This window comes from Vibrio sp. SBT000027, from assembly GCF_963894355.1.
Lineage (GTDB): Bacteria > Pseudomonadota > Gammaproteobacteria > Enterobacterales > Vibrionaceae > Vibrio > Vibrio splendidus.
This window is the reverse complement of sequence record NZ_CAWQGD010000001.1, coordinates 849,240-867,551: the sequence shown is the minus strand read 5'-3', so window position 1 is coordinate 867,551 and position 18,312 is coordinate 849,240. Positions and strand designations below refer to the sequence as shown.

General features: G+C 43.9%; 13 protein-coding genes. 9 read left to right on the top strand and 4 right to left on the bottom strand.

Translation table 11 applies throughout. The annotated features are described in order from the left end of the window. The first annotated feature begins 2 nt into the window (after positions 1 to 2). The 4 genes from AACU28_RS03690 to AACU28_RS03675 all read left to right on the top strand — a co-directional run bounded on the left by AACU28_RS03690 (position 3) and on the right by AACU28_RS03675 (position 4,845). The gene (locus AACU28_RS03690) at positions 3 to 629 is read left to right on the top strand and encodes a hypothetical protein (RefSeq protein ID WP_121602371.1); all 627 of its coding nucleotides are present in this window, start codon (positions 3 to 5) and stop codon (positions 627 to 629) included. Positions 630 to 852: 223 nt separating this feature from the next. Continuing rightward, positions 853 to 1,167 carry a hypothetical protein gene (locus AACU28_RS03685; protein WP_121602370.1) on the top strand — a complete coding sequence of 105 codons (315 nt, stop codon included), beginning with the start codon at positions 853 to 855 and terminating at the stop codon, positions 1,165 to 1,167. Between the two features lie 140 nt (positions 1,168 to 1,307). After that, a complete protein-coding gene (locus AACU28_RS03680; protein WP_121602369.1) occupies positions 1,308 to 2,156 on the top strand; it encodes a sulfurtransferase in 849 nt (282 codons plus the stop codon). 394 nt (positions 2,157 to 2,550) lie between these two features. Next, positions 2,551 to 4,845: a putative bifunctional diguanylate cyclase/phosphodiesterase gene (locus AACU28_RS03675; protein WP_108093141.1), complete on the top strand. Its 2,295-nt coding sequence runs from the start codon at positions 2,551 to 2,553 to the stop codon at positions 4,843 to 4,845. A gap of 90 nt (positions 4,846 to 4,935) precedes the next feature. On the opposite strand, the gene AACU28_RS03670 is transcribed toward AACU28_RS03675, so the two are convergent. Further along, a complete protein-coding gene (locus AACU28_RS03670; protein ID WP_121602368.1) occupies positions 4,936 to 6,306 on the bottom strand; it encodes a glycoside hydrolase family 18 protein in 1,371 nt (456 codons plus the stop codon). 172 nt (positions 6,307 to 6,478) lie between these two features. Beyond that, on the bottom strand, positions 6,479 to 7,483 hold the full coding sequence (locus AACU28_RS03665) for a sugar-binding transcriptional regulator (protein ID WP_061025363.1): 1,005 nt from the start codon (positions 7,481 to 7,483) through the stop codon (positions 6,479 to 6,481). 459 nt (positions 7,484 to 7,942) lie between these two features. Between AACU28_RS03665 and tal the strand changes: the two genes are divergently transcribed. Together tal and tkt are read left to right on the top strand one after the other, a co-directional pair. Continuing rightward, a complete protein-coding gene (tal, locus tag AACU28_RS03660; RefSeq protein WP_029224345.1) occupies positions 7,943 to 8,893 on the top strand; it encodes a transaldolase in 951 nt (316 codons plus the stop codon). Between the two features lie 90 nt (positions 8,894 to 8,983). Beyond that, entirely contained in the window at positions 8,984 to 10,975 is a 1,992-nt protein-coding gene (gene tkt / locus AACU28_RS03655) for a transketolase (protein WP_121602367.1), read from the top strand. Positions 10,976 to 11,158: 183 nt separating this feature from the next. Here the strand turns inward: tkt and AACU28_RS03650 are convergent, their stop codons facing one another. Together AACU28_RS03650 and AACU28_RS03645 are read right to left on the bottom strand one after the other, a co-directional pair. Beyond that, positions 11,159 to 12,721, bottom strand: a complete 1,563-nt coding sequence (locus tag AACU28_RS03650; RefSeq protein ID WP_121602366.1) for a methyl-accepting chemotaxis protein — start codon at positions 12,719 to 12,721, stop codon at positions 11,159 to 11,161. A 172-nt stretch (positions 12,722 to 12,893) separates the two neighbouring features. Continuing rightward, complete coding sequence (locus AACU28_RS03645) at positions 12,894 to 13,361, bottom strand: Lrp/AsnC family transcriptional regulator (RefSeq protein WP_017086398.1); 468 nt, start codon at positions 13,359 to 13,361, stop codon at positions 12,894 to 12,896. A gap of 153 nt (positions 13,362 to 13,514) precedes the next feature. On the opposite strand from AACU28_RS03645, the gene AACU28_RS03640 reads away from it, so the two are divergent. The 3 genes from AACU28_RS03640 (at position 13,515) to AACU28_RS03630 (ending at position 18,130) form a co-directional block, all read left to right on the top strand. Then, entirely contained in the window at positions 13,515 to 14,480 is a 966-nt protein-coding gene (locus AACU28_RS03640; RefSeq protein ID WP_019350636.1) for a hypothetical protein, read from the top strand. 502 nt (positions 14,481 to 14,982) lie between these two features. Then, positions 14,983 to 15,318 (top strand): hypothetical protein, encoded by a 336-nt coding sequence (locus AACU28_RS03635; RefSeq protein ID WP_029405926.1) that lies wholly within the window; start codon positions 14,983 to 14,985, stop codon positions 15,316 to 15,318. 55 nt (positions 15,319 to 15,373) lie between these two features. Next, a complete protein-coding gene (locus tag AACU28_RS03630; protein WP_121602365.1) occupies positions 15,374 to 18,130 on the top strand; it encodes an immune inhibitor A domain-containing protein in 2,757 nt (918 codons plus the stop codon). Positions 18,131 to 18,312 lie beyond the last annotated feature (182 nt).

Below are 18,312 nucleotides of genomic sequence, written 5' to 3'. Positions count from 1 at the left end.
TTATGACTATTCACACTAAACAATATCGAGACAATCATTGCGTTGATTCAAACCGCAATCTCTCTGAGGAAGAACATATGTCTGTACAAAGCACTTGGAACATGAAGAAGTCACTAGCCGTTATTTTAGCTGCAGCGCCATTGGTATTAGCCGGTTGTGGGGGCGGTGGTGGCGGCGGCGGAAGTGCATCTACTCCATCGCCATCTACACCCTCGACACCTGCAACACCTGCAACACCGTCGACTCCGGTAACAGCAACGCCTTCGCCGTCTCCCACGACAAGTGCGGTAGCAGCGCAAAGCTATACGATGAGTGATTTGGTGGTACCTGACGGGTTTGACTACAGCTCTGTTGAGCAGTTTGATCTCGACATCGACATCAGCAGCATTTCGACAGACCGTTCTTTTGTGACCGTTTATAGCCGATTTAGTACAAGAGATGACTCAACCTTGAAGCCGGATTACTCCAGTAAAGTCATTGCAGGTCCATTAAATAATGGTGTGTTCGCCTCCAACTTTGCAGCACCGGTAAACCATGAAGCACTCTTGATAGAGATTTGGTTCTACGATGGTCAACCTCCATTACAACAAGTGGTTTCCAGCGGCGATTCTCAGATTGTCTGGCAGTAAGTCGTTAACAACAGGTAAGTCGTTTAACAGCAGCTAACTTGTCGTCAGCGAGGTCTATGACGAAACAGATTCAAAATTGATTCTTGTAGGTAGAAAGTGAGCAGAAATGCTCACTTTTTTGTTTTCGCCGAAGTGCGGTTAATTCAGATTTCTTAGCCAGTAACATTCACTTTACCGCCAATCTCACTTATATTTTCAATATAACCTTCAAAGACTTACTCTCATGAAACAGTTAAAAATAGGTCTATTTATATTGATGTGCGGTGTGGAGGTGCTATTGGCCCTCTTCTATTTCCAGCTAACATCTGAGACAGGACAACGCATTCAAGCCAAAGTAATTTCGAACACGCTGACTCAATCCTTAGATGGACACAGGCGTTATCTTACGGTTCAGACAAAAGATAATGACGTATTTCGGGTCTCTATTGCTCCAACCACAGACTGCCCTATTGATTCTGTGGTCGCGCTTGATACATTAAACAATCAAATAACCGGACAAAGCAGTTATCAGTTCATCCACTGTCGAGCCGCACAGTAGCTATCGAGACAACAACGGTATTAGTAAAAGCAACAGTAATCTCTCTAACAACAAGAATCGCTCTAACACTGTATTAGCTAAAACAGTAGTAATGCATAACAACAATAATCGCTATAACAACAAGAATGGATATAACAATAATGAATCAGCCACTCATTTCACCACAACAACTTCAACAACGTTTGCTAGCAGAAGACAACATCATCCTCCTCGACGCCAGTATCGAGTTTCAAATTCCAAGCGAGTCAGAAAAGATCAAAGGACAAATGATTCCTGGGGCTATTCGTTTTGACTACGACAAAGATTTTTGTAACAAGCATACTCTGCTTCCTCACATGTTCCCGACCGAAAAACACTTCAACACACGTGCACAAGAAATTGGCATCAATCAAGACAGCACGATTGTGGTTTACGATAACGCCGGAACCTTCGCTTCGCCCCGTGCGTGGTGGATGTTTATGGCAATGGGACACAACAACGTATACATCTTAGATGGTGGTTTACCTGCGTGGATCGAAGCTGGTTACGCGACAGAGACTGACTATCGAACCGAAGTGAAAACGGGCAACTTTGAAGGCCATATTCAAGACAACTATTTTGTCAGTGCTCAGCAGATTGAAAGTTGCTCAACTGATAAGAGCGCAAACATTGTAGACGCGCGTTCTCAAGCTCGCTTCGATTCAGAAGTTCCTGAACCACGTGAAGGCTTACGTAGTGGCCACATCCCAAACTCAGTTTGCTTACCGTTCGCTCAAGTATTAAATGATGGCAAATTAAGAACTCAACAAGAGTTAATTGAGATATTTTCCACCATAGAGATCACCCCTTCTCAACCTATATTCTTTAGCTGTGGCTCTGGAGTAACAGCCTGCATCATATTATTGGCCGCTAAACTCGCTGGCTATACAGGTGAAATGGGCGTTTACGATGGCTCATGGACTGAGTGGGGCGCTAACGAGGAGCTACCTATCGCCGTAACTGAAAAGTAATTCAACTTCACTTAGTGCTACTGTTAACCATACTGCTAGAACATACGACGTGCGCATAAGAAGCTTATTCACAGTGAGAACAAAACCTCATGGAGTAAGCTTTTTACTCTGTAGCTAACGGCTACCTCCGCTTGAAGCCAGAGCTCGATTAGCGTTACTGCTATAAACGATGACCGTTTGCTAACTATAAACTGTGATTAACCATGGGTTATTCGTTATCAAAATTCTGAATACTAATATTTCGCTCAAGAATCTCTGCTCGTAGTCGTTACACTATTTAATCATTAATACTTTCATTATTGATATTTGTATCCTTCGTTGCATGAATCACGCTGACAATCCACTAGTTTGTCACTTGCTCTCTGTTTAAGTAGCAATTAACAAAAGGCATCTCATGGCTCTATTTAAGAAAAATATCTGGTCGCTGTATGTTCTGATCGTACTGCTTACCCTGATACTTTTCGCTGTGTTGGGCGTAAGCAAGTGGCAAGCAAACAGAGATGACTTCACGGAGCAACAGCACATTCAGGTAGAACTTTTTTCTAGCTCTGTTAGCTCGCTGATGACCAGCCAAGAAGCACTACTTGAAGTTGTAGGGCACCAGTTAGCCCAACAATCTGATTTTACTCGCACGGCTTCTATCCAGATTCGACCAATATTAGATAAGCTACTTGATACACACCCCGCGATAGCCGCATTTGGGTTACTTAATCCTGAAGGTGATTACCTTGCAATTAGCTCAAACCTACAGCTGTCCGATCAGCATAATTTGCTTAACGACTCATACACCAGAGATTCATTTCTCGAGGCCATGTCTAGCGAAAAAATGGTGTTGGGACGTACCTATTTCCAGGACTCACTTAACAGCCTAGTAATTCCACTAAGAAAGTCGATTTCAATCGATGGCAAGCATGTCGATGCGGTCATGACTGCGGGTTTGCGTTTGGACAGTACGATCGTATTTGAAAGCAACGCACACGCAGGTAGCTACAACACGTTAACTTTGCTTAGAACAGACAACTATCGTCAGTTCTTTTCTAGCGACATCGAATCTCTTGACGCCTATTTGGAACCTGTTGCTAACGACCTGATGAAGCGCATTACCAAAAACTTTTTAGAACAAGTAAATGTCAGCGTCAAAGAAGCAAAAACCGGTAAAGACACGTACTCTTTCAGTATCAGTGACGACACATACCACTCGCTCGTTAGCGCTAAATACATTCCAGACTACAAGCTTTGGGTGGTCGGCCGTACAGACCTATCGCACGTCGATGGCATATTCGTAAAAGAGTTTGGCATTCTTTTTGTTGCCTTTATTTTTCTTCAATTTGGCTTCTACTTTTTAGTAAAATCGATTGCCAAGAACGAACAACGTACTCGAAGCCAACTCATCTACCAAGCGAATCATGACCCGTTAACCTCTCTACCCAACCGTTTATACATGCGTAGAAACATTAGTAAATGGATTGAAGATGAGTCAGAGCCGTTCTCACTATTGTTTATCGATATCGATAACTTCAAGTGCGTCAACGATACCCACGGGCACGACTTCGGTGACAAGGTACTCAAGCAAATCGCTTTACGTTTGATGAGATTCCGCTCTCGAGTCAGCCTATTGGTGCGCGAATCCAGTGATGAGTTTTTATTCTTAACGCCTTTATCGAATGAAGTTGAAATTAAGCGACTCGCCAAGCGAATTATTGAAGTGCTGTCTCAACCTTATGAAGTCGAAAGCGCGCAGTTCTTGTTAGGTTGTAGCATCGGCGTAGCGCGTTTTCCTGAACACGGAAAAGATTTAGATAGCCTGTTACGCTCTGCCGACATTTCGATGTACAAAGCGAAGCAGCAGCAAAACTCGTACAGTATTTTTACAACGGAGATGCAAGACGCCCACCTCTACAAAATGAAAGTAGAACAAAGGCTACGTATCGCAATCGAGAAACAAACTCTGTTCATGGTCTTCCAACCACTGGTCCGTGCTAATGAAAGTATTCACGGTGTAGAAGCACTCGTTCGCTGGATTGACGACGAGCTGGGTTTCGTTCCACCAGATGTCTTTATACCTGTGGCTGAAAACACTGGCTTAATGCAAAAGCTCGGCACTTTTATTATTGAGTCCAGCATTATGCAGATCGCTCATTTGCACCGAACAACGGAACAAAAGATCGGGCTTTCGATCAACATATCTGTTCGACAGTTTTCTCACCGATCTTTCTCTGAGCATTTATTCACAACGCTGGAGAAGTATCAACTCTCTGCAAGTTGTCTAACATTAGAGATCACTGAAAGCCTGTTCATTGAAGACGTAGACATAGTAAAACCTATTTTTGAGGCCTTACACGAAAAGAATATTAAAATATCTTTAGATGACTTCGGTACAGGCTATTCATCACTAAGCATGTTGAAAGCACTCCCTATCGATGAACTAAAAATCGATAAGAGCTTTATTGAGAACATTGCTGTCGATCAGCAGTCACTCACCATGGTGCAAAACATCATCGCAATCGGTAAGAACTTCGGCATGGTGGTATTGGCAGAAGGCGTAGAATCAAACGAGCACTTCGCGATTCTAAAGGCATGTGGATGTGACTTAATGCAAGGCTACTACTTCTCTCGCCCTATTCCTTATGATGAGCTGGCTACTCACCTAAACCAACAGGTGACCGAGTACGCGGAATGTTCTATTTAAAAACGTGAGTAAATAGACGAGCAAGATAAGGTAGGTGGATAAATACCTACCTTATATTTGGGGTGTCTTTTGATGGGTTATTTATTCATTTCACTCTTTATTCATTTCATTATGCATAACATCGATCAACTGCCCGGAAGGGTCTCCTGATAATTCCCAAGTGAAAATACCACCTAGGTCAGACTTCTTCGCCCATTTTGCTTTTGCTTTAATGGAACGCTGATCTTCAAAAGATATGAATACTTTTTTATCTGGGTTCCACAAATAAGGTGCTTGAGCTTGTTCATCGTACTTGTACTCATAACCTTGTTTGCTGCTGTAGTTATTCATAAGATCCCAGAACATGAAGTAACCATTTTCACCAGTACCAAACTGCGCTCCTTGTTCAGAAACTAGATCACCTTTAGGCAGCTCTCCAGCAAAGTCTTTTGTCCCTTGCCAGCCTCGGCCATAGAATGCTGCTCCGATCACGAGCTTCTCGCTAGGAATACCTTGCTCAATCATTTGATTAATGAAGACATCAGCTCCCATTCCCCACCAACTGCGCTCTGTGGCATGTAAGTTGGTTGTGTGACCAGTCTGAGTTCCCCAACCTCCGAGGAAGTCATACGTCATCGCAAACATGTTCGTCAAATATGGGCTAGCTGCGTTCCAATCAATTTGGGCTGCCTTAGCACCCACACCAACAGCCGTTGAAAGCTCGTAATCTCTTTGAGTCGTCTTTGATAGAGCGTCCAAGTCACTTCTAATTGTTTTTACTAGAAGTGTAAATGCTTCACGCTCTAGCGCTTTTTGCTCATCCGTTAGTTTAGTCTCTGGGCTCCAAGGCGAAGTGGTTAAACCGCCGCCTCCTGGGTATTCCCAATCAAGATCAATACCATCAAAGAAGTCATATTTTTGAATCAACTCAACAGCCGTTTTTGAAAAGTGCGCAATGGCTTTAGGATCTTTCGCCATCGCATGGAAAGGTTCAGACATCGTCCATCCACCAAATGATGGCAATATTTTGATATTTTTATTGCCGGCCTTCAGTTGAGCTAACTGGGCAAAGTGACCTTTATAGGCGACATCAACATTCACGTCTCCGAAATCGACTTCTAACGCAGCTTCTTTATCCACAATGATCGCGGTATATGGTTCTTTGTCCGCACATTGCTGCTTAATTTGTTTTTGGACAGGCTCACCAGCACCGCTATGAGGACCACACATGCTTAAGAAGGCGTAAATAATATGTGAGAGCTTGTTTGCCGGTATGTCGTCAACGGTATAAGGGTTGTCTTTATTCAGATATTGCCAATCTGCAAAATACCCAGCGACGACTTTATCATCAGCATGTGCAGTAGGCGTGAGTATACAAGTAGCGGCTATTAAGCTAAGCGCACTGATAGAATTAAATTTAAAGATAGAACTTGATTGGTCACTGTTACTAGAAATGGCTTGTGTGATAAATGACAGTTTCATAATTATCTCCTTTAGTGTGGCTTAACATTAAAGAGTGATAATTCTTTCAACCGCTGAACAAATTCACTATTCGAGTCATATCTAATAGTTATCCCCTTTATTGCACTGGTTTCATTAGGGGGAATTACCATCATTGCTCAAATAGTGAATTCAACGAAGCATGAGTATCTTACTATTTACTGCCGTTTGGTTTATTCACGCTAAGTTGTTCATCTAAGTTAAGTACCGTTAAAGCATTACTTACACTAGTCGCAATCACGTCAACTACGCCAGTTCTTAACGCACCTAATAAAGCTAATGGCTTACTGTTCTCGGCAGCGATGGCGATTACATCAGCGATAGGGCGGAACTCTTCCAAGGCTAAACCAATCACACGGTCACTCATGACTGTATTTGCAGCTTTTCCGTGAACGTCGAAAAAGTCATAGCCAGCAAAGTCACCGACGACACCTTGTAGTAAACGAGACTGTACTACCTCACCCGCGGTAAACCAGCCTAAATCGACCATATAGCTGTTCTCACTCATATCACCGATACCCACTAATGCGACATCCGCTTTACGAGCTAGATCGAGTGTTTGCTTAACAGTACTGTTTTCCATGAACGCGGATTTTTGTGCTTTGTTTTCAGCATAAGCAGGCGCGTACAAGGTTTCAGAAGATCCGCCGTACTTTTTCGCTAGTTGTCTGCATATATGGTCGGCGTTAAACATACCGCCTCTTGGGTGAATGCCGCCGATACCACATACGAATTTACAATCACGTGGGGTAATTACGCCAGTATGGTGAGCAACAGACGATACGTTTCGACCTTGTCCTACTGTCACCACCATGCCGTTTTTCAGTGTACTGGTAAGATAGTTAGACACCAAACCAGCTACCTGTAACCGCTGCTTCTCTTCATTCGGTTGGTCTAGTGCAACCAATGCACGCTTAACACCAAATCGTTCGATCAAACGTTGTTCGATCTTCGCGCTGAATACTGGGTGGTATTTCACGGTGATCTCGACAATCCCTTCATCGCGGGCTTGCTTGAGCATTCGACCAACCTTTGCACGAGAGATAGAGAACTTTTTAGAAATCTCTTCTTGTGTAGCGCCTTCTTGATAGTAAGCAACGGCTACTTCAGTGAGGAGATCAGTGTTTTCTTCGGAAACATCTTGGATATTCTTACTCATATACCAGTCAACCAATATTTAACAATTATTTTACCTGCTGTACTTCCTAATATAGGAGAGCTCAGTAAGGGATACACAAGCTTACACCCTGAACATATGTAACAACAAGGAACATTTGCTCAGCATCATAACCATAGTTTCGTTGTTGATTAATTCACCTCACTTTGTTCGTTAAACGTTTGCTTGCATACCCCATGATTACTAGAGCGAAATATATTTGACTGAAGTCACCATACGGCACTATTTACCGTTGACTTTGGGGCTAGATCGGATAAATATGGCTACATCATTTACTCATCGAGCGAACAAATGTTCTGTGCAAATGTTCGTTCGGAGAAAAATTTAAATTAATGTAAGTTAGGCTCACTGGTACAACCATGAGGAACTTCATTAGTTCGCTTGCAAATGCCCACACCTCTCCCATTAAAGGGGTGTTCTGCGATACATAGGATGATCAAAATGAGCAATAAATTAGAGCAACTTCGTAAACTAACAACTGTTGTAGCTGACACTGGCGATATCGAAGCTATCAGCAAGTACACTCCGGAAGATGCAACAACTAACCCATCTCTAATTCTTAAAGCCGCTCAAATTGCTGAGTACGCACCTCTAATCGATGCTTCTATCGAATACGCTAAAGCGCAAAGCGCTGATAAAGCACAACAAGTTCAAGACACTTGTGACATGCTTAACGTGAACATCGGTAAAGAAATCCTTAACGTTGTACCTGGCCGTATCTCTACTGAAGTAGATGCTCGTCTTTCTTACGACATGGAAGGCAGCGTTGCTAAAGCTCGTCAACTTATCAAAATGTACAACGACGCTGGCATCACTAACGACCGCATCCTTATCAAGCTGGCTTCTACTTGGGAAGGCATCCGTGCTGCTGAAATCCTAGAGAAAGAAGGCATCAACTGTAACCTAACGCTTCTATTCTCTTTCGCTCAAGCTCGTGCTTGTGCTGAAGCGGGTGTATTCCTTATCTCTCCTTTCGTTGGTCGCATCATGGACTGGTACAAAGCGAAAGAAGGTCGTGATTTCGAAGCTTCAGAAGATCCAGGCGTAATCTCTGTTTCAGACATCTACAACTACTACAAAGAGCACGGTTACAAGACTGTTGTTATGGGCGCAAGCTTCCGTAACATCGGCGAGATCCTTGAACTTGCTGGCTGTGACCGTCTAACTATCGCTCCTCAACTTCTAGCTGATCTAGAAGCAGCTGAAGGCGAAGTAGTAGAGAAGCTAATCGACTCTAACGGTACTAAAGAGCGTCCTGCTGCAATGACTCACGCTGAGTTCCTATGGGATCACAACCAAGACCCAATGGCTGTAGAGAAGCTAGCTGAAGGCATCCGCAACTTCGCCGTAGACCAAGGCAAACTAGAAGACATGATCGCAGCTAAGCTGTAATCACTACCGAATAAATAAGAGGAACGAATTTCGTTCCTCTTTTACATCTACCCACGAATTTTTAATTTCGAATCAATTTTGGAAGCAATTATGAACCGCAAACATCTAGCTAACGCGATCCGTGCTCTAAGCATGGACGGCGTACAACAAGCAAACTCTGGTCACCCTGGCGCGCCTATGGGCATGGCTGACATCGCTGAAGTACTTTGGCGCTCTCACCTAAACCACAACCCGTCAAACCCAGAGTGGGCTGACCGCGACCGTTTTATCCTGTCTAACGGCCACGGCTCAATGCTGATTTACTCTCTGCTTCATCTAGCAGGTTACGAGCTTTCAATTGAAGACCTTAAGAACTTCCGTCAACTGCACTCTAAGACTCCAGGTCACCCAGAGTACGGCTACGCACCAGGTATCGAAACAACGACTGGTCCTCTAGGTCAAGGCATCACCAACGCTGTTGGTATGGCGATGGCTGAAAAAGCGCTTGCGGCACAGTTCAACAAAGAAGGCCACGACATCGTAGACCACTACACTTATGCATTCATGGGTGATGGCTGTCTGATGGAAGGTATTTCTCACGAAGCATGTTCTCTAGCGGGTACGCTAGGTCTTGGTAAGCTGGTTGCTTTCTGGGATGACAACGGCATCTCTATCGATGGCGAAGTGGAAGGTTGGTTCTCTGACGATACTCCTAAGCGTTTTGAAGCTTACGGCTGGCACGTAATCCCAGCAGTTGATGGTCACGATGCTGACGCTATCAACGCGGCTATCGAAGCAGCTAAAGCGGATCCTCGTCCGACTCTAATCTGTACTAAAACTATCATCGGTTTTGGTTCTCCAAACAAAGCAGGTACGCACGACTGTCACGGTGCACCATTAGGCGCTGATGAAATCGCAGCAACTCGTAAGCAACTAGGTTGGGAGCACGGTCCTTTTGAAATTCCGTCGGAAGTTTACTCAGAGTGGGATGCGAAAGAAGCAGGCGCAGCTAAGGAAGCAGCGTGGAACGAGAAACTTGCAGCTTATGAAGCAGCATACCCTGAGCTGGCAGCTGAATTCAAACGCCGCGTAAACGGTGATCTTCCTGCTGAATGGGAAGAGAAAGCATCGGCAATCATCGCTGATCTTCAAGCTAACCCAGCAAACATCGCATCACGTAAAGCATCTCAAAATGCACTAGAAGCGTTCGGTGCTATGCTACCTGAATTCATGGGCGGCTCTGCTGACCTTGCGCCTTCTAACCTGACTATGTGGTCTGGTTCTAAGTCTCTTGAAGCAAATGACTTCTCTGGTAACTACATCCACTACGGTGTACGTGAATTCGGTATGACGGCTATCATGAACGGTATCGCTCTGCACGGTGGTTTCGTACCATACGGCGCAACGTTCCTAATGTTCATGGAATACGCTCGTAACGCTATGCGTATGGCTGCTCTTATGAAAACTCAGAACATCCAAGTTTACACGCACGATTCTATCGGCCTAGGCGAAGATGGTCCTACTCACCAACCAGTTGAGCAGATCGCTTCTCTACGTCTGACTCCAAACATGAGCACATGGCGTCCATGTGACCAAGTTGAGTCTGCTGTTGCTTGGAAACTGGCAATCGAGCGTAAAGATGGTCCTTCTGCACTTATCTTCTCTCGTCAAAACCTTGCACAACAAGATCGTGACGCTGAGCAAGTAGCAAACATCGCTAAGGGTGGTTACATCCTGAAAGATTGCGCTGGCAAGCCAGAGCTAATCATCATTGCAACGGGTTCTGAAGTTGAGCTAGCGGTTAGCGCTGCTGCTGAACTAACCGCTGAAGGTAAAGCGGTACGCGTAGTATCTATGCCTGCAACTGATGCATTCGACAAGCAAGACGCTGAATACCGTGAGTCTGTACTTCCGTCAGACGTTACAGCACGTATCGCAGTAGAAGCTGGCATCGCTGACTTCTGGTACAAGTACGTTGGCTTCGGTGGCAAGATCATCGGCATGACAACGTTCGGCGAATCTGCACCAGCAGGCGAGCTATTCAAGATGTTCGGTTTCACTACTGAAAACGTAGTAAACACAGCGAAAGAGATTCTTGCTTAGTCTGCTAATCCGTTAGCTGATTTCTAAGCACATAATAGAAAGCCCTACTCTTTTGAGTAGGGCTTTTTTGTATCTGTTGCCTGTTAATCTGTTATCTTTTCTTTTGGCTCACAAAAAAGCTCTGCTAGCTTCGCAAGGCTCTTTCTTGTTTCTTAATTTCTCATTCGGGTTTGAATTTGGCAGCTATTTCTCTTCGAAGCGCTTCGCCAAGTGATAGAACTCATTCACTTGCTCTTTTAGCTCAGTGGAGTGGTCTTTCACGGAATGCGTTGCCACTAAGTTTTGCTCTGCAGTAGACGCGATAGACTGCATATGCAGGTTTACATCACTCGATAGCTGACGCTGTTTATGCGCGGAGCTTTCAACCGACTGCATTAAATCGTTCATCGATTGCATTAAAGTTTCGACTTCAGATAAGCGATCTGCACTCACCTTCGCAACATCGCCACACGCGTCCGTTTGCTCTCGGTTCGCCAGAATATCCTTTTGCCAGCCTTCAATCGTCGCTAGCATGGTGTCGATACTCTCTTTGATCTGAACCGTCGCCTTTGACGTACGACCCGATAGCGCACGTACTTCGTCGGCAACAACGGCAAAGCCTCGTCCTTGCTCGCCCGCTCTAGCCGCTTCAATTGCTGCATTTAGTGCCAACAAATTGGTTTGTTCGGCGATTCCACCAATCTCTTCCATTATCTTGCTTACGCTCTGCGCTTGATCGCTCAATTGGTAAGTTGTTTGAGTCGCCTTTTCAGCCTGTGAAGCTAAGCTTTCTAAATTTCGATGGGTTTGATTAATGCTCTCTTTAGCACCAGCACAGGTTTGCAAAGTTACATCAACAATCTGGTGCGCTTCTTCTGTACGAGAAGAGACCTCATTCGCGGTGACTTCAACCTCTTCAGTCGCCTCTCGCACTTGAAGAATGTCTTTTGTTTGTTGGTCTAAGGCTTCTGATACTTCAAATGACGTGGCATTCAGGTTGTCCGCCAAATCCTGTAGTGGCTTGGCTGAGTCTGTCATGCGACCTAACACGGTGCGGATTCTTGCAGACAATAGTTTTAAGTGAAAGTCGGCAACAGAGAACTGACTATTACCTGAATAGACAAGGCGACTGACACTATCGAATTTAGATTGCAGCTTTTTTAACTGCAATGGAGTATCAATAAGCTCTTGTCGGAAAAGCAATGCTAATGCGGAAACAGGAAGTAAGCTCAACAACCATTGCGATACGTGCCCTACTTCGATTAGGTTTGAAATCAAAGGGGCTGCTAAAGAACCTAGTAACACTGCGTAACGAACACTGTCACTGATCTGTAACGACCATTGACGACCCGACTTCTCAGCCTTCAATAAGCTTTGGTAAGCCTTATCCGCTACTTGTACCCATTCGTTTTTAGGCTTAACACGAACCGATTGGTAGCCACTCACCTTCCCGCCATCATAAATAGGGGTAACGTAAGCATCAACCCAGTAGTAACCACCAGATTGGGTTTTATTTTTTACGATACCGCGCCATGCTTTACCCTGCTTTAGGTTAACCCACATATCAGCAAAAGCCGCTTTCGGCATATCATTATGCCTCACGATATTGTGGTGTTGCCCTAGCAATTCTTGTTGGCTGTATTCTGCGATGCGACAAAAAGCATCATTACTGTAAGTAATCACACCTTTAAGGTCGGTAGTCGAGACAAGTTGTTCGTTTTCGCTTAGAAGCGTTTCACGAGATTGAGAAGATGAACTGACAGTCATTTGTATTAACTTTTGTTAATTATTGTTTTAGGCGAGGAATATATACAATTATTAAAGTTATGACAAAATGTGAACGTCACATTTTATGTAAATGCCTGCTATTTATACAAAAATACGCCCGACACCTCACAAAGCTCAAAGCTTCACGCCTTTTCTCTTCTCAAATTAGCGGTCATGACTCATCTAAGTTAACTGCAGTGGTAAATTTCACGGTTCTCATAGAAACAGAGGTATGGAACTTGCGAATGTTTAAGTCTTTGCGCAGTACTCGTTCAACAAAATCTTCGTAGGCTTGAATGTCTTTGACCGTCACAATCAACATGAAGTCAAAACTGCCCGATATCTGATAGCACTGCGTGACCTCTGACGCCTTAGAAATAGAATGGCGAAAGATTTGATAAATATCCCCTCGGTCTCGTTCCATTTCTACGGACACAACCAAAGTCATCTTACTGCCTGTAAGCTCTGGGTTGATAATAGACACATCACTCACAATCACGCCTTCCTCTCTCAATCGTTTCACTCGCTTTAAGCAAGCCGGAGGCGATAACCCAACCATCTCAGCCAATGTGAGGTTTGGGATTCGGTTATTCTTCTGCAGTTCAACGAGAATATTTCTATCTATACGATCAATTTCCATAATTTCTCAAAACTCTAATTTCATGACTAATAATTTCGAATACTACGACAAATAAAAAATTTGAGTCGAATATTGATGTAGATTTTGAAATAACCATCACAATAATCAAGGTAAGATCTTCTCATTCCAAACAATCGAACCATGGTCGTAACTATGAAATCAATCTATCAATTTTTTAAAGAACTCCTCAGAGAGATTTTCGATGTCACCTCGACTCTTTTCCGAATCATGATTCCAATCATCATCGTGATAAAGGTCGTTGAAGAACTTGGCGGCGTCGTGATTCTTAGCGAATGGCTAAGCCCAATAATGGAAAGCGTCGGATTACCGAAAGAAATGGGCTTGGTATGGGCAACCACCATACTCACTAACATCTATGCGGGGCTGATTATTCTTATTAATTCCGATGCTCCCTTAACGGTTGCTCAAGCCTCGGTTTTAGGCAGCATGATGCTACTAGCGCATTCATTACCGATTGAGGGTGCAATAGCTAAAAAGGCGGGTGTGAGTTGGCTGGCTACGCTATCAGTGAGGGTCGGTGGTAGCTTGGTGCTGGCATGGTTACTCAATCTCAGTTATCAATACGGGGATTTGCTCAACTACCCAGCAACCGTGCTTTGGCAGCCTGAAGTATCTGGAGACTCGAGCTATCTTGGATGGGCTATTGAGCAGCTAAAGAGCTTTGCCGTTATCTTCATCGTGATTTCAGCACTTTTACTGCTACTCAAGATTTTAAAGATTCTAGGCGTTGAAAAGCTCATGGCAATATTGTTAAGACCATTCTTGAGACTGCTAGGAATTAGCAAGGACGCAACCAACTTAACGATCATCGGAATCACGCTTGGTCTTTCGTTTGGCGGCGGCTTATTGATCAATGAAGCTAAAAAGGGACATATCTCGGCGAGGGATGTTTTCACCGCAATCATGCTGCTCAATCTACTCCACAGTTTGATTGAAGATACACTTTTGATCATGTTAATTGGGGCTGATTTTTACACCATATTTTGGGGAAGGTTAGTATTCTCAGTGCTGGTTATCGCCTTAATATCCAACGTCATTAAGCGCATGAATCCACGTACTTGTGAACGTTATTTTTATCGTGATGTCTCTCAGTCATAAGTAAATCGCCAACGAGAATAAAAGGAAAAGAGCTCAAATACGGGCTCTTTTTTACGACTTGGTGCTCCTATCACCTCCGCTATTGTTAAATTTCACGCCCTTGAAACACTGAAAATCATTCTCAACACCCCAATTATTGATATTTAGAGTGAAAATAATTTCAGTATGGGTATTTACTAATAACTCAATTATTACATGCATTTTTTTAAACATAGATAATAAAACATTTGTTTGATTAATTTTAACTCCACACCTTGTATAAAGCGTTCTGAAGCAGAATAACCATTTACCTAACGATGACATTAAATATTAAAACTATCAGCTATTAATGCGCCCAACCTTACTAAATAACTGATAATAAAATAAACAACCATCCTTATTTGATATTAACTCTTAATGTTGAAACCGGAACGAATAATGATTTGTAATGATTATTCGTTTGATTGGTTAATTTTATAAATATATTTTGTTACATAATCAAAACTGATGGCTTGATATAAGAATGTCACACAAAACAATGGCTTTAATGGTTCTAATTTTTTCCTCACTGTCACAGGCTTCCACTATTGAGAACGACGAACTATTGCTGAAGTCATTGATTGAACGAGGCGTTATCTGTCCTGGCTTAACCTATGAGGGCAATCAAGAAGCTTTGCGTATCTATCTAAACGCTAAAAAAGTAAAGAGCACTCAGTTTGATTCAAAAAATAGAAAAGAGACAACCAATACAAAAGAAATAGAAAGTATAAAAAAGATGGAAAGTACGAAACATACAACAAACACACGTCAGTTAAATAAGACACCACAAGAGTGTATTAGGCCAGACTCGGACAACTGATTCGAATAAGGCAGTTGATACTGATATCGACATGGAAATATAAAAAGGAAATATAATGAAAATGATGAGAAAAACATTGTTGGCTTCAGCAATGCTTACTCTATTTAGCGTCAGTAGTTATGCAAAAACACCTATTGATTTAGGCGTTGTTAATGAAGACAAACTTATTGAAATGCTAGTTAGACAAGGCTTAGTCGACCAAGATGCAACCGATGTGGCAAAACACGACGCACTTGACCGTTACTTAAAAAATAAGATCAATTCCGGTTTTAAAGGCGACGCTCAATTCGGTAAAAAAGCACTTGAGCAACGAGCGAAAATACTCAAAGCCATAGAGAAAGGATCTGGCGTTAAAAAGGCCAGCGTCTTTGCTTTGGAAGTCGGCACCAAGCGTACCGATAAAGTACTCGCTCTGTTGGTCGATTTCCCTGATTTGAACTGGGATAACAACAAGCTGACCGAAGAGCACACGCAAATGCTCTACGAGAGCTACAACCCTGAACATTATCAAGAGTTGTTGTTTTCAAATTCTGGCTACACAGGGCCAAATGGCGAAAACCTAATCTCGATGCGTCAGTATTACCAAAGCGAATCAGGTGATAGTTACAGCGTTGCAGGTCAAGCGGCAGGTTGGTATCGCGCCTCTAAACCTGCGTCATTCTATGGTGGTAACTCCCCGACCACCGACAACGACTTAAACGCACAGGAACTGGTTCGTGAAGCGCTTAATCAATTGGCTCAAGATCCGAGTATCAACCTAGCCGATTACGATATCGAAGATCGTTACGATTACGACGGTGACGGAAATTTTCGTGAACCCGATGGTGTGATTGATCATCTAATGGTGTTCCACGCATCTGTGGGCGAAGAAGCCGGTGGTGGCGTATTAGGCCCTGATGCTATCTGGTCTCACCGATTCAACCTTGGTCGCACACATGTGCTTGAAGGTACCTCTAGCTCGCTTCCCGACCGCTTTGGTGGCCAATACGCGGCATTTGATTACACCATTCAACCGATTGATGCCGCAGCTGGTGTCTGTGCTCACGAGTATGGCCATGATTTAGGCTTACCAGACGAGTACGACACGCAATACACAGGCAAGGGTGAACCAGTATCTTACTGGTCAATCATGTCTTCAGGCAGCTGGGCTGGCAAAATTGGTGGCACACAACCAACGGCATTCAGCTCTTGGGCAAAGCACTTCCTACAAAAATCGATTGGTGGTCGCTGGGTTAACGATGATCAAATCTCGATTGATGACCTAGAAGACAACCCACAAGTTTATACGCTGTTCCAAACCACGGATAACAGCCGTCCGAACATGATTAAGGTCGATCTTCCTGAAAAACAAATTGAAAGTCTGAAACCCTTTGAGGGAGAGTATTCATTCCACTCTCAAAAAGGCGATGAACTGAAAAATAGCATGACTCGCAAGTTGGTGATTCCAGCGGGTGATTCTGCACTTCTGTCTTTCAAAACTTGGTATGAAATTGAGAAAGACTACGACTTCGCTCGCGTGCTAATCAACGGACAAGCAATAGCTGGCAACATCACCTCAATGGATGACCCATACAATACTGGCCTCGTTCCTGCTATTGGCGGCGAATCTGGCGGATGGGTTGACGCTGAGTTCGACGTTTCACAATGGGCAGGCCAAGAAGTAGAGCTGTCTTTTGAATACATCACCGATGGTGGCTTGGCTATGGAAGGTTTCTATTTGGATAACCTCAGTGTGGTCGTGGATGGTGAAGTAACCTCAATAGACGATGGAGAAAGCAACTCCACCTTCGCCCTAAATGGCTACAAGCTAAGTAATGGGTTCCACCAAGCGCAACACTACTACCTGCTGCAATGGCGTAGCCACATGGACGTTGATGAAGGTCTAGCCAACATCAAACGCATGGGCCAACTCATCTCATTCGATCCAGGTTTGATCATTTGGTACGTAGACGAGTCACTGACTGATAACTGGGTAGGCAAACACCCAGGTGAAGGTTGGTTAGGTGTGGTCGATGCAGACCAAAATGCCATGACTTGGGAAAAATCCGGTGAAGTCGCTCAAACTCGTTACCAAGTTCGTGATGCTGCGTTTTCACTCAAAGATCATACCCCAATGCGTCTTGTGAACAGCGACGATGATGTACTTGAAGATACCAGTTTGGTTGGCAATGCTAGCTTCTCTGACGACCAAGATTACACCTCTCCACAAGCGCCTGATTCAGGACGTATCCTAACGGAGTTTGGCTTAACCGTTGATATTGTAAATCAGAGTGACAACAACGAATACGGCGTGGTTCGCTTATCGAAAGTAAGCCAACACAACGTCGCCCCTACTGCGAACTTCGAGCTCAATGTCACTGGCCTGAACGTTTCTGCACGTAACTTCAGTTCTGATCAAGACGGTGAGATCGCCAGTTATCTATGGGACTTTGGCAACGGCACAACAAGTAACGAATTGGCGCCAACTTGGTCTTACGAACAAGCCGGTGAATACACGGTGAACTTGACTGTTGTTGACGACAAAGGCGCTACCGATTCATTTAGCTCCGTAGTGAGTGTTGAATCTCCAAACGCCCTTCCAGAAGCGAGTGCAAAGTACATTCACTTGGGTCGCTGGGTAACCATGTGGTCTACAAGTTCAGACAGCGATGGTCGTATTGTTGATACCGAGTGGACACTTCCAAACGGAAAGGTGAAACGAGGTCGCACATTCACTTCAATCTTCCCTTCATACGGAAAGCACGAGGTGACACTGAAGATAATCGATGACCAAGGTGGGATTACGACTAAGACAATTTTGGTCGACCTGTAGCTCATCTTGGGTCTTAGGTCTTAGGTCTTAGGTCTTAGGTCTTAGGTCTTAAACGATAGACCATCAAAATAAGTACGCGGCTCTATCACGCGTACTTACAAGCAAGCTTAAGCACTGTTGTCTTCGACCATGAGCCAAGACAGCAGTTTTAAGGAAACGTTATTATTTAAGCCGTAAGCAAA